The 17,812-nt window shown below is 61.3% G+C and carries 17 protein-coding genes and 1 tRNA gene; 9 read left to right on the forward strand and 9 right to left on the reverse strand.

Translation table 11 applies throughout. The features are described from left to right. Window positions 1-2 precede the first annotated feature (2 nt). The 4 genes from surE to rpoS are packed head-to-tail and all read left to right on the forward strand — an operon-like array spanning window position 3 to window position 3,263. Window positions 3-746: a 5'/3'-nucleotidase SurE gene (gene surE / locus WBH99_RS06290; RefSeq protein WP_424219250.1), complete on the forward strand. Its 744-nt coding sequence runs from the start codon at window positions 3-5 to the stop codon at window positions 744-746. Further along, window positions 743-1,402: a protein-L-isoaspartate(D-aspartate) O-methyltransferase gene (locus tag WBH99_RS06295; RefSeq protein ID WP_424219251.1), complete on the forward strand. Its 660-nt coding sequence runs from the start codon at window positions 743-745 to the stop codon at window positions 1,400-1,402. The genes surE and WBH99_RS06295 overlap by 4 nt, the downstream gene beginning before the upstream one ends. Next, a complete protein-coding gene (locus WBH99_RS06300) occupies window positions 1,399-2,322 on the forward strand; it encodes a peptidoglycan DD-metalloendopeptidase family protein (RefSeq protein WP_424219252.1) in 924 nt (307 codons plus the stop codon). The genes WBH99_RS06295 and WBH99_RS06300 overlap by 4 nt, the downstream gene beginning before the upstream one ends. Before the next feature lie 5 nt (window positions 2,323-2,327). Beyond that, on the forward strand, window positions 2,328-3,263 hold the full coding sequence (rpoS, locus tag WBH99_RS06305) for an RNA polymerase sigma factor RpoS (RefSeq protein ID WP_424219253.1): 936 nt from the start codon (window positions 2,328-2,330) through the stop codon (window positions 3,261-3,263). Between the two features lie 15 nt (window positions 3,264-3,278). Here the strand turns inward: rpoS and mltB are convergent, their stop codons facing one another. Genes mltB through WBH99_RS06325 form a run of 4 tightly spaced genes read right to left on the reverse strand, consistent with a single transcriptional unit; the run spans window position 3,279 to window position 8,146 of the window. Further along, window positions 3,279-4,292 (reverse strand): lytic murein transglycosylase B, encoded by a 1,014-nt coding sequence (mltB, locus tag WBH99_RS06310; protein ID WP_424219254.1) that lies wholly within the window; start codon window positions 4,290-4,292, stop codon window positions 3,279-3,281. Window positions 4,293-4,297: 5 nt separating this feature from the next. After that, window positions 4,298-6,256, reverse strand: a complete 1,959-nt coding sequence (locus tag WBH99_RS06315) for a transglutaminase TgpA family protein (protein WP_424219255.1) — start codon at window positions 6,254-6,256, stop codon at window positions 4,298-4,300. Window positions 6,257-6,263: 7 nt separating this feature from the next. Then, entirely contained in the window at window positions 6,264-7,226 is a 963-nt protein-coding gene (locus WBH99_RS06320) for a DUF58 domain-containing protein (RefSeq protein ID WP_424219256.1), read from the reverse strand. Next, the gene (locus WBH99_RS06325) at window positions 7,226-8,146 is read right to left on the reverse strand and encodes an AAA family ATPase (protein WP_424219258.1); all 921 of its coding nucleotides are present in this window, start codon (window positions 8,144-8,146) and stop codon (window positions 7,226-7,228) included. Before WBH99_RS06325 ends, WBH99_RS06320 begins: the two co-directional genes overlap by 1 nt. A gap of 270 nt (window positions 8,147-8,416) precedes the next feature. Here WBH99_RS06325 and WBH99_RS06330 point away from each other — a divergent pair, with 270 nt between their 5' ends. The 3 genes from WBH99_RS06330 (at window position 8,417) to bamC (ending at window position 11,404) form a co-directional block, all read left to right on the forward strand. Continuing rightward, window positions 8,417-9,295 carry a histone deacetylase family protein gene (locus WBH99_RS06330; protein WP_424219267.1) on the forward strand — a complete coding sequence of 293 codons (879 nt, stop codon included), beginning with the start codon at window positions 8,417-8,419 and terminating at the stop codon, window positions 9,293-9,295. Between the two features lie 94 nt (window positions 9,296-9,389). Next, the gene (dapA, locus tag WBH99_RS06335) at window positions 9,390-10,277 is read left to right on the forward strand and encodes a 4-hydroxy-tetrahydrodipicolinate synthase (RefSeq protein WP_424219259.1); all 888 of its coding nucleotides are present in this window, start codon (window positions 9,390-9,392) and stop codon (window positions 10,275-10,277) included. Then, window positions 10,274-11,404, forward strand: coding sequence for an outer membrane protein assembly factor BamC (gene bamC / locus WBH99_RS06340; protein ID WP_424219260.1), 1,131 nt, complete (start codon window positions 10,274-10,276; stop codon window positions 11,402-11,404). The genes dapA and bamC overlap by 4 nt, the downstream gene beginning before the upstream one ends. A gap of 109 nt (window positions 11,405-11,513) precedes the next feature. Here bamC and WBH99_RS06345 read toward each other — a convergent pair whose 3' ends face one another. After that, window positions 11,514-11,759 (reverse strand): hypothetical protein, encoded by a 246-nt coding sequence (locus WBH99_RS06345; protein WP_424219261.1) that lies wholly within the window; start codon window positions 11,757-11,759, stop codon window positions 11,514-11,516. A gap of 156 nt (window positions 11,760-11,915) precedes the next feature. Further along, window positions 11,916-12,392 (reverse strand): hypothetical protein, encoded by a 477-nt coding sequence (locus WBH99_RS06350; protein WP_424219262.1) that lies wholly within the window; start codon window positions 12,390-12,392, stop codon window positions 11,916-11,918. Between the two features lie 53 nt (window positions 12,393-12,445). Between WBH99_RS06350 and rlmD the strand changes: the two genes are divergently transcribed. Beyond that, the gene (gene rlmD, locus WBH99_RS06355; protein ID WP_424219263.1) at window positions 12,446-13,807 is read left to right on the forward strand and encodes a 23S rRNA (uracil(1939)-C(5))-methyltransferase RlmD; all 1,362 of its coding nucleotides are present in this window, start codon (window positions 12,446-12,448) and stop codon (window positions 13,805-13,807) included. A 22-nt stretch (window positions 13,808-13,829) separates the two neighbouring features. Then, window positions 13,830-13,917: transfer RNA gene (locus tag WBH99_RS06360), tRNA-Ser, on the forward strand. Between the two features lie 105 nt (window positions 13,918-14,022). Here WBH99_RS06360 and WBH99_RS06365 read toward each other — a convergent pair. From WBH99_RS06365 to WBH99_RS06375, 3 genes are all read right to left on the reverse strand, one after another. After that, window positions 14,023-15,234 carry a GIY-YIG nuclease family protein gene (locus tag WBH99_RS06365; RefSeq protein ID WP_424219264.1) on the reverse strand — a complete coding sequence of 404 codons (1,212 nt, stop codon included), beginning with the start codon at window positions 15,232-15,234 and terminating at the stop codon, window positions 14,023-14,025. Continuing rightward, window positions 15,227-17,308, reverse strand: a complete 2,082-nt coding sequence (locus WBH99_RS06370; protein ID WP_424219265.1) for a DEAD/DEAH box helicase — start codon at window positions 17,306-17,308, stop codon at window positions 15,227-15,229. The genes WBH99_RS06365 and WBH99_RS06370 overlap by 8 nt, the downstream gene beginning before the upstream one ends. Further along, a partial coding sequence (locus WBH99_RS06375) for a PDDEXK nuclease domain-containing protein (RefSeq protein ID WP_424219266.1) occupies window positions 17,305-17,812 on the reverse strand: 508 nt, incomplete at its 5' end. The genes WBH99_RS06375 and WBH99_RS06370, both read right to left, overlap by 4 nt.

Here is a 17,812-nt window from a genome sequence, read left to right on the forward strand (position 1 = left end):
CCATGCGTATCCTTTTGAGTAACGATGACGGGTACTTTGCCCCGGGGATTGCCGTTCTGGCAGAGGCACTCCGGGGCCTGGGTGAAATCGTCGTGGTGGCTCCGGAGCGGGACCGTTCCGGAGCCAGTAATTCATTGACCCTGGATCGCCCCCTTTCCTTGCGGCAGGCCCCGAACGGGTTTTATTTTGTCAATGGCACCCCCACTGATTGTGTGCATCTGGCCGTCACCGGCATGCTGGACGAATTGCCGGATATGGTGATTTCCGGCATCAACCATGGCGCCAATATGGGCGATGACACCATTTATTCCGGCACGGTTGCCGCAGCAACCGAGGGGTTTTTGCTCGGCGTTCCCGCCATTGCCATTTCCCTGGTGGGCAAGGAACCCTCCCGATTTGCAACGGCCGCCCGGGTTGCCCGTGAATTGGCAGAGCGTTTCATTGCCAATCCGATCCATGAGCCCGTGCTGCTGAATGTGAATGTGCCGGATCTGCCCCATGAGCAGTTGGCGGGTTTGCAGCTCACCCGCTTGGGCAAGCGGCACAAGGCGGAACCCGTGATCAAGATCACCACGCCCCGAAATGAAACCATGTACTGGGTCGGTGCCGCCGGCGCGGCCCAGGATGCGGGGGAGGGGACGGATTTCCACGCCGTGGCCGCCGGCTATGTCTCCGTCACGCCCCTGCAGATCGACCTCACCGATCAACAGCAATTTCCCCGCATTCGTTCCTGGTTGGCCTCATGAATTCAGCACTCGCCGGCATCGGCATGACTTCCCAGCGAACCCGGGCGCGCATGATCGATCGCCTGCGCGCCAAAGGGATCGTCAACGAAACGGTCCTGGCCGCCATGGCGGCGGTGCCCCGCCATGTTTTCGTGGAGGAGGCCCTGTCTTCCCGTGCCTACGAAGACACGGCCCTGCCGCTCGGGTTTTCCCAGACCATTTCCCAGCCTTACATCGTGGCCCGCATGATCGAAGTCCTGCTGTCCGGGCGCGAGGGGCTGGGCAAGACCCTGGAAGTGGGCACCGGTTGCGGCTATCAGGCAGCGGTGCTGGGGCAGTTGAGCCGGGAAGTGTATTCCGTGGAACGCATCCAACCCCTGTTGGGGCTGGCCAGGAAGAATCTGGCCCTGATCCCCGGCATTCAGGTACGTCTGAAACACACGGATGGCCGCATGGGGCTGCCAGAGCTTGCTCCGTTTGACAGTATCATCGTGGCCGCAGCGGCGGGACGGGTGCCCCCCGAGTTGCTGCAGCAATTGGCCATGGGTGGACGACTGGTCTTGCCAGTAGGGGGGAATGAACAGTATCTTTCTCTCATCGAACGTAATTCACAGGGGTTTACGGAATCGCGTCTGGAAGCCGTGCGTTTCGTGCCCCTGCTACCTGGTGTCGAATGATTAAAAGATTACCGATCGTCCTTTCTCTCTTGTTGCTGGCGGCTTGTGCCAGCAAATTCCCTGCGCCGGTCGAAGATCGCTCCTCGTCCTTGAAGAGTACGGCGGCGCCTGTCGGACCGGGTTACCACACGGTCCAGCCCCGCGAGACCCTGTACGCCATTGCGCTGGAATATGGTCAGGATTATCGGGATATTGCAAGTTGGAACAATATTGCCGACCCGAACCGGATCACGGTGGGGCAGACCTTGCGGGTCTTGCCGCCGGCTGGCCAGGAAGCGGCCGTGGCGTCCCCGGTCGTGACTTCGGTGGCGGCCGGCGCCGGGGTGGAGCAGCGCCCCCTGGCGGATGGCGGGGGGAGCCCTGCCAGCAGCGGCAGCCTGAAGCGGGACCCGAAGGTCAGCAAGATCCCTTATTCGGAGGCCGCTTATGCCCAGTTGCAAAATCCCGGACCTGCCGCCACTAAGCCGCCTGAAGGCAAGCCGGAGCCGCCCGTTGCCGCCGCCGCCTCCACCGCCGCTGCCGCCTCCACCCCCGCCACCCCTGAAGAGCGAGTGCCCGATGGGGTGACCTGGTCCTGGCCGGCGCAGGGCAAGGTGATCAGCAATTTTGCCCAGACCAAGGGGGTCGATATTGCCGGCAAGGCCGGTGATCCCGTACTGGCCGCAGCCGATGGCAAGGTGGTATATGCCGGGAGTGGCCTGCGCGGTTACGGCCAACTGGTGATCGTCAAACATGACGCTACTTTTTTGTCGGCGTATGCCCACAACCAGAAAATCCTGGTGAAGGAAGGCCAGTCCGTGAAGCGAGGCCAGAAAATTGCAGAAATGGGGAATACCGACAGCAATACGGTGAAACTGCACTTCGAAGTGCGGCGCCAGGGCAAGCCCGTTGAGCCTCTCGATTTTCTGCCGAAACGATGAATGGGATGCGCGAAGCGGGATTCGGGTTTTCTGACGAGGATGAGGAGGAAGGTGAAGCGCTGCCGGCGGCGGATCTGCCTGATGCCGAGTCCGCCACGCCCGAGCCCGATTTCCTCGAGGATGTCACCCAGCTCTATCTCAATCAGATTGGTGCCAAACCCCTGCTGACCCCGGCGGAAGAACTTGAAATCACCCGCAAGGTGCGCCAGGGGGATTTTGCCGCCCGTCAGAAGATGATCGAGCACAATTTGCGGCTCGTCGTGAATATTGCCAAGCACTACCTGAATCGGGGCATTCCGCTCCTGGATCTGGTGGAGGAAGGCAATCTGGGCCTGATTCATGCCCTGGAAAAGTTTGATCCGGAACGGGGCTTCCGCTTTTCCACCTACGCCACCTGGTGGGTACGCCAGTCCATCGAACGCGGCATCATGAATCAGTCGCGTACCATCCGCCTGCCGGTGCATGTGCTCAAGGAAATCAATGTGGTGTTGCGGGCCATGCGCCACCTGGAGTCGGAAGCCTCCCGGGAGCGCACCATCGAACAGGTTGCCCTGTTACTGGACAAGTCAGCCGAGGAGGTGCGGCATATCCTGCACCTGAACGAACACATTGCCTCCCTGGACATGCCTCTGGAAATCGACTCGGGCCATTCGGTGGGGGACTTTATCGCGGATGAAAATGCCATCGATCCTGAAACCCTGCTGCAGAGCCATGAACTCAACCGCCTGGTCGAGGACTGGCTGGGACAGCTGACGGAGCGACAGCGGCAGGTGGTGGAGCGGCGCTATGGCCTCAATGGCCATGAAATCGCCACCCTGGACATCATTGCGAAGGATCTGGCGCTGACCCGCGAGCGGGTGCGCCAGATTCAGGTCGAGGGGCTGGAGCACCTGCGCCGCATTCTCAAGCGCGGCGGACTGACCCGGGATAGCCTGCTGTAACGCTTTTCAGGTCGGTCAGAGGGGGGCCTGGGAATCGACGGTCTGGTAGCGTTGCCGCAACGCTTTGGCCAGTTGATGGACCGACATGGCGTAGAAGCTGGAACGGTTGTAACGGGTGATGACGTAGAAGTTTTCATAGCCCAGCCAGTATTCGGTTGCCTGGCCCGGGGTCACCAGATCCACGAACGTCACTTTGCGCTCCGGCAGGGCATCGGCTCGTACGCCAGTGGCCAGCAGCATGCCGGTATCCAGGCTGGGGCGGATGCCGGCTTCGATCCAGGCCTGGTCTGGCGCCTGGCTCAAGTAGGCGGGCACTGCCACCGGCTCTCCTTGTTGCCAGCCATGCTGTTCCAGAAAACGGGCGACGCTGCCGATGGCATCGGCGCGGCTACCCTCCAGGTCGATCCGGCCATCTCCGTCAAAATCCTCCGCATAGCGGCGCAGACTGCCCGGCATGAACTGGGGAATGCCCAGGGCGCCGGCGAAGGAACCTGTGTAACAGGCCGGGTCTACCCCATTTTCCCGAGCCAGCAGCAGCAATTGTTCCAGTTCCTGGCGAAAATATCCGGCCCGGTTCGGGGAGAGGAAAGCCAGGGTGGCCAACGCTTCGAGGGTATTGAAACTGCCGGTATTGCGCCCGTAGATGGTTTCCACGCCGATGATGGCAACGATCACTTCTTCCGGCACCCCGTACAGGACCCGGGCCTTGGCCAGGGTAGCGGAGTTTTCCTGCCAGAAGCGGACGCCCTGCTTGATCCGGCTCTCCTCGATGAAACGGCTGCGGTAGCGCTGCCAGGAACGCTGGGCAGGTTTGCCGGGAGGGGCGATGAGTTGCAAGACCCGGCTGCTGGGGGTGATCTGGCTCAGGCGGAGTGTCAGTTCCTGAGCGTCGAAACCGTGCAGGCTGGCCATCTCCGCGACGAAGGCTTGCACTTCGGGGGGGGTGCCCAGGACTTCATTCTGGGCGTGGGCGGAAACCGGCAGCAGCAGGGCGAGGCTGTAGACGAGGGGCAGGAATTTGTTTTTCATGATGTTCAGCGGCGAGGCAGTTGCTGGAGGGCGAGGCGCAGAGCCTCCATTTTAGGGCTTACCGGGTGATAGCGGGCGGCGCAGACCAGTTCAGCCAGATGCTGCAGGGCCGGTGCCAGTTCGGGGGCCTCCTGTTCCATTCGGCGCGCCAGCGCCAAGGGGGTTTCCCAGGGGGGGCAGGTGATGCCCCTGCGTTCCAGCCGTTTGATGGCCTGCCGCCAGATGGCGCGGGCCCGATCCGTTTCGGGCACAGGCCGGAACATCCAGGCTGCCAGAATGAGGAGCAAGGTCCCCATGCTGATGCCCAGTGCCATGCCCATGGTTTTCCAGTCCGGATCCGGGAATCCCAGGCGGGCAAGGAATTCACGCTGGCGTTCCGGGTTGTAGCCCAGTACCAGCTGGTTCCAGCGATTGTTGACGGCTTCCCAGCGGTTTTGCAGGGATTTGAGCCAATCCTGGCGCACATTGGCCAGCACAGGCAAGCCTTCTCCCTCGGGCAGGGCCCAGGTGATGCCGGCTTCGATCCGGGCCGGGGAGATGGCAGCGGTGGGGTCCACCCGCACCCAGCCCTGGCCTTCCAGCCAGACCTCGGCCCAGGCATGGGCGTCGGACTGGCGCACCACCAGAAAGCCGTCGACAGGGTTGATTTCCCCGCCCTGGTAGCCCGTGACGATGCGGGCCGGCACGCCAGCGGCCCGCATCAGGATCACGAAGGCCGAGGCATAGTGCTCACAAAAGCCGCGCCGGGTATTGAAGAGAAAATCATCCATGGCGTGGTGGCCGAGCGGTGGCGGACGCAGGGTATAGACGAAATTCTCGTTGCGGAAGTAGTTCAGTGCCGCATTGACCCGATCGGCGGGCAGGGCATGACGCTTTTGCCATTCCTGGGCCAGGGCCTGGGCGCGGGGATTGAAATCCGCCGGAAGTTGCAGATTCCGCCGCAGCACGGTGGGAGCGGTTGTGATTCCCAACCGGTACTGGGGCGTCGACGTGAAGTCCAGCCGCTGGCGGCTACGCAGGACCGATTTGGCCTGAACCACTCCATTGCCATCCATCCTGGCTTCCATGTCCTTCTGACTGGGGAGCATGGTGGGCATTTCCAGCGGCAGCAGCCAGCGCTGGTTATGCGCTTCCAAGGTGAGGCTGTAGCTCAGGCCCGGACCCAGGGGTACGAGTGGCGGCGGGGAGAATCTGCGGACCATGGCTGTTGTCCAGGTCTGTCCATCATAGGTATCGAGCACCGGGCCGCGCCAGTAGAGCACCTTCCTGGCCGGTACGGGACCGTTGAAATAGGCGCGCAAGGCAATTTCGCCACTCTGGGCCAGGTTGGAAATGCTGCCCGGGCTCATGGTGTCCGACAGGCCGGTGCGTCCGGCATGGGCATCCTGAGGCAAGCCCCAGAGGGGGCCGCTGATGCGGGGAAAGAGCAGGTACAGCACCACCATGAAGGGCAATGCCTGCAGCAGCAATTTGCCGGAAAGCCGCAGGCTGGTGCGGGGCGGTGCTGCAGCATCGCCATGTAAATGGATCAGGGCTGCCGTGATGACGAAAGTGGAAAACAGGAGCCAGAGCCCGGTGGGAATGCTCTGGGAGTAAAAGTAATGGGTCAGCAGCAGGAAATAGCCAAGGGTGATGAGGACGATGGCATCACGTCGATGCTTGAGTTCCAGCAGTTTCAGGGCCATGAACAGCATCAGCATGGCAACCCCGGCATCACGGCCAAACAAGGTATGGTAATGAACCACGATGCCGGCGCATCCGGCCATCACCAGTAATGTTTTCAGCCAGCCACGGGCCGCACGGTAACCCTGGCGCCATTGCCAGGCTACGCCCAGCAGGATCAGGCCGGTCACGGCGCTCAGCCAGAGGGGCTGGTATCGGCTGTGGGGCAGGGTGGTCAGCAAGGCAACCAGCAGTAGCCAGGGAATGTGGCCGTGGTGCAGGGCAAGGGGAGGATGAGACATGCCGGGTTCAGAGGGAGTAAAGGGCCAGGGCTTCCAGGCAGCGCTGCTGGTGCGCCGCACCGCGAGCTGGAGGCCAGTGGCGATCGGGTAAGCGGAGGCCGTATTCCAGCCCTGCGGCTTCGGCATCCATGACCCAGGCGGTCAGTTGGGAAAGGCGCTGCTCCAGATCCCCTTGCGCCGCCTCCCAGTCCAGCCAGAGTTCTGGCCGGGCGCCGCCGCTGAAGATCTTGACCAGGAGCGGGCGGCTGCCCATGTCCCGGGCAACGGCTTTCCAGGCGATGTGACGGGGCGAGTCGGCAGGTTGTCGTTCGCGCAGGCCGGCAAAATCCTCCTGCCCCTCCCGCCCCTGGTAGTTGCCCGTGGTGCCGGTTTGCTGCTCAATGGGCAAGGGGGTGAAATGAGGACGAGGGTAGACCAGACAGCGTCCTTGAGGCCAGGGATTGGCCCAGGCTTCGAACAGGCCCAATGGATAGCGGCTACTCAGGCGCAAGGGCGGTAACGTCAGCCAGCCTCTGCCCTGGGTCGGAATGGGGAGCAAGAGCAGGGTCTGGTGCTGCGCAGGCAGATGCTGTTCGAGCGGTGCCAGGGTCTGGCGCGCATCGCTCCATGCGCAGCTCGTGCGGGGGCGTTGATCCGGGTTGTGGATGAGCAGCTGAAAGTGGGCGAATTCCCCTGCGGTCACGGGTTCGGCGCCGGACCCCGTGATTTCGATGCCCAGCAGGTTGCGATGGGTGTGCAGCATGCCGACCAGCCCCAGCCCGGCCAGCAGGAAGACCAGGGCATGGCCCAGGGCCAGGTCATAGTTGATCGCCCCCAGCAGCATGGTGAAGAGTGTGGCCAGGTAAAGAAACCCGGCCCGGGTGGGCAGGATGTAGATCCGGCGCCGGTTCAGCCTGATGCAGCCGGATTCCGGCTGTCTGGGCTGGGTCAGGCGGGCCAGCCAGCGGCCCAGGTGGCGGGACAGCAACATCAGGGAATCGGAATGCCGTGAATCAGGCTCTGGATGTCTTCAGGTCGGGCATGACCGTCTCCTTTCCTGACCTGGAGGCGATGACAGGCGATCCCGGGGAGCACGGTCTGAATGTCGTCCGGCAGTACGGCTTCCCTTCCCTCCAGATAAGCCCAGGCCCGCGCCACCGCGAGCAGACCGAGCCCCGCCCGGGGGGAAAGACCGTGGCAGAACTGGGGGGCATGGCGGGTCGCTTCGAGGATCGCCTGAACATAATCGAGCAGGGCTGGCGCGACAAAAATCTGACTCGCCTCTTGTTGGTAGATAGGCAGCTCGGCGGCATCCAATTGCGGCTCGAGCATTGCCAGCCGGTGGCGCTGGTCGCCGCTGACCAGCAGGGCGCGTTCTGCCGCATGGTCCGGATAGCCGAGTTCGAGCCGCAATAAAAAACGATCAAGCTGGGATTCCGGCAGGGGAAAAGTGCCAATCTGGTGGGTCGGGTTCTGGGTGGCAATCACGAAAAAGGGGGAGGGCAGCAAGCGGGTTTCCCCTTCCGCGGTCACTTGTCTTTCTTCCATCGCCTCCAGCAGGGCGCTTTGGGTCTTGGGAGTCGCCCGATTGATTTCGTCAGCCAGCACCAGCTGGGCAAAGACGGGACCGGGGATGAAGCGGAAGGTGCTGGTTTCACGCTCGAAGACGGAAAGTCCAAGAATGTCGGCGGGCAACAGGTCACTGGTGAACTGAATGCGGGAGAACTTCAGATTCAGCAGCTTGGCCAGGGTGTGGGCCAGGGTGGTTTTTCCCAGTCCGGGTAAATCCTCGATCAGCAGATGCCCACCGGCCAGCAGGCAGGCGAGGGCGAGGCGAAGTTCCTTCTGCTTGCCCAGGATGATGCCTTCGGCCTGGGTCAGTACCTTTTTCAGCGGGTGTTCTGGATGCATGGCAGCTCAGTGTCAGGGAATGGGCCGCATGATTGTAACTGGGGATGCGGGGCCGTTTTTCTGCAAAATCGATTCAAAGTGTAATTGTGTTGTCTGAAATGGCCGTCCCTTGTATCTTCGTGGGGCTTGGACCGATAATGGCCGGGATGAACCGGGTCCATGTGATCCGGAATGCATCGGGCATGCATCGATCCAGAGTGATCAGGACGACAGAAGAGAGAAACTGTGACCACTGCTTTCATTACCCATCGGGATTGCCAGTTGCATGACATGGGGTCCTACCACCCCGAGTCTCCGGGCCGTTTGACCGCGATCAATGATCATCTGATTGCCCAAGGCATCGATGCCTACTTCGTCTATTACGATGCGCCTCTGGCAACCCTGGAGCAATTGCACCGGGCACATTCCGCCACCCATCTGGACCGCCTGAAGCGTTCGTCGCCCGAGCACGGCATTGTGCACCTCGACCCGGATACCGCCATGAATCCCCATACCTGGCAGGCGGCCTTGCGTTCGGCTGGAGCAGGCGTCATGGCCGTGGATCTGGTCATGAGCGGCGAGGTTGAAAATGCCTTTTGTGCCATTCGTCCCCCAGGTCACCACGCGGAACGCGAAACTGCCATGGGCTTTTGCTTCATCAATAATGTGGCGGTGGCGGCACGCCATGCCCTGGAGGCCCATGGTCTGGAGCGGGTGGCGATCATCGACTTCGATGTGCACCACGGCAATGGCACCGAAGATATTTTCAAGGGCGATGAGCGGGTGCTGATGTGCAGCACCTTCCAGCATCCCTTCTTTCCCTATTGCGGCACCGAGGATCCTGCCGCCAACATGTGCAATGTGCCTCTGCCCGCCTATTCCGGCGGCGAAGAATTCATGGGGGCCGTCCAGGATGTCTGGCTGCCGCGCCTGCGGGAGTTCAAGCCCCGGATGATCTTCATCTCGGCCGGTTTCGATGGCCATTACGAGGATGATATGGGCGGTCTGAAGCTGCTGGAAAAAGACTACGCCTGGTGTACGGCCCAGTTGAAGAGGGTGGCCGCCGAAACCGCCCAGAAACGTATCGTCTCCATGCTGGAAGGCGGTTATGTCCTGTCGTCCCTGGCCAGAAGCGTAGGGGCTCATCTGCGCGCACTGGCGGATCTTTGAGCCCCGCCAGCAGATCTTTCCCTGCCCCGGACTGCATTTCACCCTCCGGGGCCTTCGGGTACAATCCCTCACTTACTTTTTGACCTGCACACCCATGATTACCGGATCCATTGTTGCTGTTGTTACCCCCATGTTCGAGGATGGCAGTCTTGATTTTGACGCCCTCAGGAAACTGGTGGATTTTCATGTGGCAGAACAAACCGATGGTATCGTCATCGTCGGCACGACCGGCGAATCGCCCACGGTCGATGTGGAAGAGCATTGCGAGTTGATCCGGGTGACCGTCCAGCATGCCGCCGGGCGTATTCCCGTGATTGCCGGAACGGGTGCCAATTCCACGGCCGAAGCGATCGAACTGACCCGCTTTGCCAAGGAGGCAGGTGCAGATGCCGTCCTCTCCGTAGTGCCCTACTACAACAAGCCGACCCAGGAAGGCCTGTACCAGCACTTTCGCACCATTGCCGAATCGGTGGATATTCCCGTCATTCCCTACAATGTCCCCAGCCGTACCGTGGCCGACATGAGCAACGACACCACCTTGCGCCTGGCCCAGATTCCCAATGTAGTGGGGATCAAGGATGCCACCGGCAACATTGACCGGGCTTGCGACCTGATAGCCCGGGCCCCCAAGGATTTTGCCCTTTACAGCGGCGATGACATGACCTGCATGGCGGCCATCCTGCTGGGCTTTCATGGCACCATCTCCGTTACCGCCAATGTCGCGCCCCGCTTGATGCACGAGATGTGTGTCGCGGCTGCGGCAGGGGATGGCAAACTCGCCCGCGACATTCATTTCCGCCTGCTGGGGCTGCATCGCGACCTGTTTTGCGAGGCCAACCCCATTCCCGTGAAGTGGGCGGTGCAGCAGATGGGGCTCATGCAAGCAGGGATTCGCCTGCCGCTGACGCCTCTGGAGGCAGCCGGCCAGAAAAAACTTGTTGCCGCCATGAAACTTGCTGGCGTGAAGATCCAGGGAGCATGAGTATGCGCAAGGTTTCACCCTTGTTACTGGGCCTGCTGACCTTGGCTTTGAGTGGATGCTCCAGCTTCATGCCTGAGAGCAAGAAAATCGACTACAAGTCGGCGGCCAAGGCGCCTACCCTCGAAGTTCCTCCCGATCTGACGCAGGTATCCCGGGATGACCGCTTTGCTGTCCCGGATTTTTCCGCACGAGGACGGGCGACCTTTTCCGAATACAGTGCGGAACGGACCCCGGGAGCCGCCGCACAAAGCTCGACCGTATTGCCGACAATCGACAACATTCGTATTGAACGATCCGGCAACCAGCGTTGGCTGGTCGTCAATGCGCCGGCAGACCGTCTGTGGGATTCGATCAAGGACTTCTGGCAGGAGATGGGCTTCATCATCGTCACCGAAATGCCGGAAGCCGGCATCATGGAAACCGACTGGGCAGAAAACCGGGCCAAAATACCTTCCGACATCATCCGCAATACCCTCGGCAAGTTGCTGGATTCCCTCTATTCAACCGGGGAACGGGATAAATTCCGGACACGCCTCGAAATAGGGGCAACCCCTGGAACCACGGAGATTTTCATCAGCAACCGGCGCATGGAGGAGGTCTACACCTCTTCCGCTCAGGATGATACGCGTTGGCAACCGGCGGATCCTGACCCGGAGCTCGAGGCCGAAATGCTGCGTCGCCTGATGGTGCGTCTGGGAACGGATGAGCGCCGTGCTGAAGCTGCGGTAGCATCGGCCCGTGTTGAAGAACGCGCCAAACTGGTTCGCGCCGAAGATGGCACCGGTATTCTGGAAGTCCAGGAACGCTTCGACCGTGCCTGGCGCCGAGTCGGATTGGCACTCGATCGCGTTGGTTTCACCGTTGAAGATCGCGATCGCAGCCGTGGTTTGTATTTTGTCCGCTATGTGGATCCCGAGGCTGACACGCAGAAGAAAGACGAAGGCTGGTTGTCTCGTCTGGCAATCTGGAAAAGCAGTTCCAAAAATGTTCCGCAAACCCGTTACCGCATTTTTGTGGAAGAGGTTTCAGGTGAAACCAGGATTCAGGTTCTTTCACCGGAAGGCGGGGTGGATCGTTCAGAAACGTCCCAGAAAATCCTGGCGCTCCTGTTCGATCAGCTCAAATAAGGACGGCGACGCACCAACAAAAAACCCAGAGCAGACCTCTGGGTTTTTTGTTGGGCCAAAGAAAAAAGCAGGAGAAACCCCCTGCTTTTTGGCATCTGGAGCAAAAAGATTACTTCTCGGCTGCGTCCTTGCTGCCTTCAGCGCCCTTTTCCGGGGCAGCCTCAGAGGGAGCCGCAGCGGGAGCGGCAGGAGTAGCGGCGGAACCTTGTTCTGCAGCAGGAGTCGCGGCAGGAGCCCCAGCAGCAGGAGCGGTTACCGGAGCGGGAGCAGGAGCAGGAGCAGCGGGTTCTTCTTTCTTGCCACAGGCGGAGACGGCCAGAGCAACCAGAGCGGCGACGAGGAGAGACTGTTTCATTTTATGTTCCTTTTGTAGATAGCTTAACGAAAACCCCAAGACCAAGGTTGATTGGTCAGGCGGGGATTATATCAAGATATTTTCTGTTTCATAGGGGGATTGTGCGCCGCAAAAAATTTTTTCCTGACGCGTCGCAACTCGAGAAAATCTGTCGGCTCAAAGGCCCAGTTGAGTCGGGCTGAATGCTTCCCCACCTTCTCGCCAGATGTCTTCAAAGCGCTTCCGGTAGGGCGCCACTTCAAGGGGTGCGGCCAGGATCAGCTTGCTGCGCGGACTATCCTGGTCGAAGCGGATGACGGCATGGCGGGCATCGCTGATGACAATCGTCTCGCGTAGATGGGCAAGATTCTCGTGAATTTGCTGCACCTGCACTGCATGAGAATGGTGCGTCAGAAGCTGGATCAGGCGAGGATGGTCGCGGTGCAGATGATCCACCCTTTTTAATGCAATCCTGATGCTTGCGGCGGGGTTGCCGACCAAAAGACGCTGTAGTTGCTCGATGCATGTGGCTTGCTGGAAGCCGAGTTGGGCAAGGTCCGCATCAAAAACGCACACGCCATCCTCAGCCAGGCTCAGCGTTCGTTCCAAGGCATTACGAAACTCGCCCCAATTATCAAGAATATAAGTCGTCATGGCAGTCAGTGGCAAGGCGTTGTTAAAATAGCCGGATTTTTTCGGAGATGCTCATGCCTGCCGGTGTGATTGAATCCCTGGATCATGAAGCAAGAGGCATCGCTCGCCTGAATGGCAAGGCCATCTTTGTGGAAGGAGCCTTGCCGGGAGAGTGGGTGGAGTATGCCAGCTACCGGCGTAAAGCCAAATACGAACAGGCCCATCTGGTACGGGTCATCAAGCCCGCGCCAGCCAGAGTAGAGCCGCGCTGCCCGCATTATGGTGTCTGTGGCGGATGTGCCATGCAGCATCTGGATGCAGGGGCTCAAGTCTCGATCAAACAGAGGATATTGGAAGATAGTCTCTGGCATATCGGACGCACGAGGCCAGAGCAGATCATGTCGCCCATTCTGGGACCCACCTGGGGCTATCGCCACAAGGCGCGCTTGGGCGTGCGCAAGATTCCCTGGTGCGGCGGGGTGCTCGTGGGTTTTCATGAACGCAAGAGTAGTTATATTGCGGAAATCAGCGAATGCCCGATCTTGCACCCGGCGGTATCGAACCTGATCCTTCCCTTGCGGCAATTGATTGATGCGCTCTCCATCAGTGACCGTCTGCCTCAGATCGACATTGCCATTGGCGATCAATGTGCCAGTCTGGTGCTGCGCATCCTGGCACCTCTCTCGCCGGCGGACGAACAGGCGCTGCGAAATTTTTCCCGGCAGCACGGCATCGTGTTCTATCTGCAACCCAGGGGACCGGATAGCGCCTATCGCTTTTATCCCTTGCCAGGCCCCGAGCTGGATTACCGCCTGCCCGAGTTTGATCTGCAGATGATTTTCCGCCCGACGGACTTTACCCAGGTCAATCACAGCATGAACCGGGTCCTCATCCGCAGGGCCCTGGAGCTCCTTGCTCCCAGGCCCGGTGAGCGGATTGTGGATTTATTCTGCGGCCTGGGTAACTTCACCTTGCCCATCGCCCGCTCAGGGGCACAAGTGCTGGGCGTGGAGGGCAGCCCGGCACTGGTTGACCGGGGCAAGGAAAGTGCCCGTCTGAATGGCCTGGCGGACAAGGTCAGCTTCAGCGTCGCCAATCTTTTCGAATGCACCCCGGAATCCCTGGCGGCTTTGGGCCGCATGGACAAATTGCTGATTGATCCGCCCCGGGAAGGCGCGCTGGAAGTGGTCAAATCCTTGCCCGACACAGGCGGGGCGTCGCGCATTGTGTATGTATCCTGCGATCCCGCAACCTTGGCCCGGGATGCGGGATTGCTGGTAAACCTGAAAAGATATCGTTTTGTCGCCGCCGGCATTGTGAACATGTTCCCGCATACCGCGCATGTCGAGTCCATTGCTGTATTTGAGCGTGATCAAGCTGTGTTAAAATCCGCGCCCTCGGAGACATGGGTGAGTGGCCCAACCCAGCCGTGTTGAAATTTGTTGCAGGTAGTCAGCAGGAAGCTTGGCAGAGTGGTCGATTGCACCGGTCTTGAAAACCGGCAACCCGCAAGGGTTCCAGGGTTCGAATCCCTGAGCTTCCGCCAAAGAGAAAACAAATGTGTGCAGATGGAAGTCCGTTCGGAGCCACTGCGCGCCTTCTGTAAAGACAACGGGTCGAGCCACTGACTGCTTGGGTTGCAGACTTTCCATCATGGTTCATCCTCATAGTGAGTCCGCCTGTAGCCCACCAGTCGAGCGGTCTTCGGATCATAGATAACCTCGGTAATCGATCCATCTCGAATACGCTGAACCGCTTCGTCGATCACATGAAGCGGCACCAGATACCACTCCTCGGGCTGCACGGGGTGGCCGAAGCGGTCATTGATGGTGATGTTCAGGCGTGCCGGCGCAAACAGCCGGTGGAACAGGTTCTCCATCCGGCTGCGGTTGATGCCCGCGAGCTTGTAGGTCGCCACCACTTCGACCTTTGCCAGCAGGTAGGTGGCGTCGTGTTCGGCGTTGGCGATGCGCGCCTCCACCCTGCCGCCGGTCACACCAATCTTGTGGATGACGTCGCGGTGCCCGGCCACGTAGGGGTGATCGGATAGCGAGCGCAGCACGTAGATCGTGCCGCTTTCGACATCATCGGCCTCCAGTTCGCCGCCGAAGGAGAGTTGTCCGCTCTCGGGCGAGGCCAGCCGCCGTGCGGCGGGGTCGTCGTAGAACGCGCGCTGCAGCGAGCGCAGCAGCAGATTGCTCTCGGTGCCGTTCGAGAAAACCACGCGCAGGCGCCGGTCCACTTCCCCGGCGGTGGTCTTGAGCGGTTCGCCGACCTCGGCGACGTACAGCGTCAGGCCATCGAGCACGAAAAAATCCCCGGCCTCGATGGTCCGGCGGCCTGCCGCGATGGGCCGGGACTGGCGCAAACCGCTCTTGACCTCGGCTGCCACGCGCTCGAACAGCGGCTTGAATGCCTCGAAGTCCTTGCAGGGTTTGCGATCGGCGATTTCTTCGGCGGCGCGCTTGTCGGCGCTGGTGCGGACGTGGCGCAGCATGGTGATGTCATCCGCGCCGCCCACGCCCGCAAGCTCGGCGGCCAGATCGTCGATGTCGATGGTTTCCTGCGCCAGAGCGGCAGCAATGGCCCCACCCGCCAGCAAGCCCTGATGATCCAGCGGCTCCAGCAGGGCGCGGCACTCCGGCAGCGCGCGCAAGCGGTCCAGGCGCACGGCATACAGGCGCTCGAAGATGTCATGGTCCTGGCCGTGCCGGGGCGCGCGGCCGTGCTTTGCAACAAAGCGCTGAATGTCCTCGAAGCCGGCAATGACGCGCTCCTCGCTGGCCGGGCGTCCGCCCTTGTTCTCGGGCGGCGCGAACTCGGCCAGCTCTGCCGCCAGCTCGTCGAGCTCGGCGTCACTCATAGCGTCCCTCCTTCTTGAAGCGCATGAAGGCCGCCGCGCCCTCGGCCATGCGCCGCTCCCAGGCATCCTGCGCATCGAGCGCCGGAACGCGGCCGCGCTCCTTCTTGAACTGGACGGCACGCACCGCCAGGTCCTTGGCCTCCTCCGGCGTCAGGGCCGTGCGCTTGGCGGTAATCGCCGCCGCGACCTGCTTGAGGCTGTCCTCGCTCATGGCCGTGGCGAGAATGGCGTAAGCCTCGCCGAACGGGTTGATGCGGTCGATCAGGTCGATGTCCAGCTCGCGCACGTCCATTGCAAAGCGGCGCACGCCTTCGATCAGGGCGGTGTTGGGCGTCCCGTCGCCCTCGCTCTCAGTCTGGCCTTCGCCTGCGGTGACCAGCCGCTTGGCCTGCTGCGTGAGGTTGAGCGCCGCAATGGCGTGCTGACGCACCGCCTCCTGATCCTCGGCATCGAGCCCGGGATACTTTTCCTTGATGATTTTGCCCATGCGCACCTGCGTTAGCTCCTCGGGCACCAGATCCTCATCGAACAGGCCGCGCTCGATGCTCGGCTTGTCCTGCACGAAGGCGGCAATCACTTCGTTCAGGTCTTGCTGGCAGATGCGCGCCGCCTCCGGGCTCCTGGGCTCGGCCAGGCCCTTGATCTCGATCTGGTAGGTCCCTGTCTGCTCATTGACCCCGACATTGCAGCGGCCCGGGTCGTAGCCGGCCGGGCCGTAGTCGAAGCCCGGCGTCGGGCCGCTGTCGGGGTGCTTGGACCTGAACTCGAAGCGCGGGGCGAGCACCTGCTCCATCAGCAGGCTGGCCGCAATGGCCTTCAAGGTGTCATTGACGGCCTCGCTGACCGCCGCCTCGGCCGCGTCCGGCTCGGCAATCAGGTTGGTGAAGCGCGCGCGGGTCTTGCCGGGCGCATCGCGGGTGGCGCGGCCGATGATCTGCACAATCTCGGTCAGGCTGGCGCGGTAGCCCACGGTCAGCGCGTGTTCGCACCAGATCCAGTCGAAGCCTTCCTTGGCCATGCCCAGCGCGATGATGATGTCCACATGGTCGCGGTTGTGCTTTTGCGCCGAGTCCTTGAGCGCGGCGGACACGCGCTCGCGCCGGGCGGCATCGTCATCGACCAGATCGGCAATGCGCAGCACGCGGCCATCGACAAGCTTGACGCGCTGAAAGCCGGTCGCCGCGTCGATGCCTTGCCACTCCCCCAGCGCCTCGATGATGTGCTCCACCTCGCGCATCTTGTCCTTGGTGCTCTCGCGCGAATTGACATTCGGGATGTGAATGATGGTCTTCTCGGCCGGGTCGAGGACCTTCAGGATGTCATCGACATAAGACCCGCTGTAGAAGAAATAGCCGATGTCCAGTTGCTTGAGGTACTGGTAGCCGCTCAGCTGCTCGTAGTAGGTGTAGGTGACGGTATCGAACTTCGCCTCGTCCTGCGGCGCCAGCACCGCCTCGGCGTCGCCCCGAAAGTAGGAGCCGGTCATGGCGACGATGTGCGTTCTGCCGCGCGCAATCAGCTGCCCCAGGTGCTGGCCGAGCCGGTTGTCCGGATGGCTCGAGACGTGGTGAAACTCATCGACCGCGATCAGCCGCTCGTCGAACGCCTCCAGGCCATAGGCATCGACGGCAAAGCGGAAAGTGGCGTGGGTGCACACCAGCACCTTGTCCGCGCTTTCGAGGAACGCGCCCAGCGCCTTGACCTTGCCGCCGTTGTCGCCGCCCGGTGCATCGCACAGATTCCACTTCGGCGCCACGTGCCAGTCGGCCCAGAAGCCGTACTTCGACAGCGGCTCGTCATGAAAACTGGCACCAATGGATCTTTCCGGCACCACCACGATGGCCTGCTTCAAGCCCTGGTTGGCCAGCTTGTCGAGCGCGATGAACATCAGCGCCCGGCTCTTGCCCGAGGCGGGTGGCGACTTGATCAGCAGGTATTGCTCGCCGCGCCGCTCGTAGGCGCGCTCCTGCATGGGCAGCATGCCGAGCGCGTTGGCTTGGGTCGATGCGCCGCTTCGGGCGTAGGTGACGGAAACGGAGGGAACAGCACGCTGCTTGGTAGGGTTATCGGTCATGACTCGTCGACCGCATTGGCTGTATCTGCATCATTGCCCATCAATTCCTGTTCAATCTGTTCGATGCTCGGCAAATCTGTCGCCAGTTCCGGCGGCAGGGATTCAATCAGCTTGTATTCCGCCACGCCCAGCGGTTGGGTGTTCTGGCGCAGCGCGTATTCGGCCACCACCTTGTTCTTGCTCTTGCACAACAACAGGCCGATGGTCGGGTTATCCTGCGGGTGTTTGACCTGCTCATCCACGGCCGTCAAGTAAAAACTCAATTGGCCCAGATGCTCCGGCTTGAACTTGCCGCCTTTCAGCTCGATGACCACGTAACAGCGCAGCTTGAGGTGATAAAACAGCAGGTCGATGAAAAACTCGTCGCCACCCACATCCAGCAACACCTGCCGCCCGACGAAGGCGAAGCCAGCGCCCAACTCCAGCAGGAACTCGGTGACGTGCTTGACCAGCGCATTTTCGATGGCACGCTCACCCGCTTCGCGGCTCAAGCCAAGAAAATCG

This window comes from Azovibrio sp., assembly GCF_049658005.1.
Lineage (GTDB): Bacteria > Pseudomonadota > Gammaproteobacteria > Burkholderiales > Rhodocyclaceae > Azovibrio.

Bases quoted from the DNA above. Each gene is read 5' to 3' on its own strand.
- bamC (WP_424219260.1), top strand. From the start codon at position 10,274: ATGAGTATGCGCAAGGTTTCACCCTTGTTACTGGGCCTGCTGACCTTG.
- WBH99_RS06315 (WP_424219255.1), bottom strand. From the start codon at position 6,256: ATGTCTCATCCTCCCCTTGCCCTGCACCACGGCCACATTCCCTGGCTA.
- WBH99_RS06325 (WP_424219258.1), bottom strand. From the start codon at position 8,146: ATGCATCCAGAACACCCGCTGAAAAAGGTACTGACCCAGGCCGAAGGC.
- WBH99_RS06320 (WP_424219256.1), bottom strand. From the start codon at position 7,226: ATGTTGCTGTCCCGCCACCTGGGCCGCTGGCTGGCCCGCCTGACCCAG.
- WBH99_RS06295 (WP_424219251.1), top strand. From the start codon at position 743: ATGAATTCAGCACTCGCCGGCATCGGCATGACTTCCCAGCGAACCCGG.
- dapA (WP_424219259.1), top strand. From the start codon at position 9,390: ATGATTACCGGATCCATTGTTGCTGTTGTTACCCCCATGTTCGAGGAT.
- WBH99_RS06300 (WP_424219252.1), top strand. From the start codon at position 1,399: ATGATTAAAAGATTACCGATCGTCCTTTCTCTCTTGTTGCTGGCGGCT.
- rlmD (WP_424219263.1), top strand. From the start codon at position 12,446: ATGCCTGCCGGTGTGATTGAATCCCTGGATCATGAAGCAAGAGGCATC.
- WBH99_RS06370 (WP_424219265.1), bottom strand. From the start codon at position 17,308: ATGACCGATAACCCTACCAAGCAGCGTGCTGTTCCCTCCGTTTCCGTC.
- WBH99_RS06330 (WP_424219267.1), top strand. From the start codon at position 8,417: ATGGGGTCCTACCACCCCGAGTCTCCGGGCCGTTTGACCGCGATCAAT.
- WBH99_RS06350 (WP_424219262.1), bottom strand. From the start codon at position 12,392: ATGACGACTTATATTCTTGATAATTGGGGCGAGTTTCGTAATGCCTTG.
- mltB (WP_424219254.1), bottom strand. From the start codon at position 4,292: ATGAAAAACAAATTCCTGCCCCTCGTCTACAGCCTCGCCCTGCTGCTG.
- WBH99_RS06365 (WP_424219264.1), bottom strand. From the start codon at position 15,234: ATGAGTGACGCCGAGCTCGACGAGCTGGCGGCAGAGCTGGCCGAGTTC.
- rpoS (WP_424219253.1), top strand. From the start codon at position 2,328: ATGCGCGAAGCGGGATTCGGGTTTTCTGACGAGGATGAGGAGGAAGGT.
- surE (WP_424219250.1), top strand. From the start codon at position 3: ATGCGTATCCTTTTGAGTAACGATGACGGGTACTTTGCCCCGGGGATT.
- WBH99_RS06345 (WP_424219261.1), bottom strand. From the start codon at position 11,759: ATGAAACAGTCTCTCCTCGTCGCCGCTCTGGTTGCTCTGGCCGTCTCC.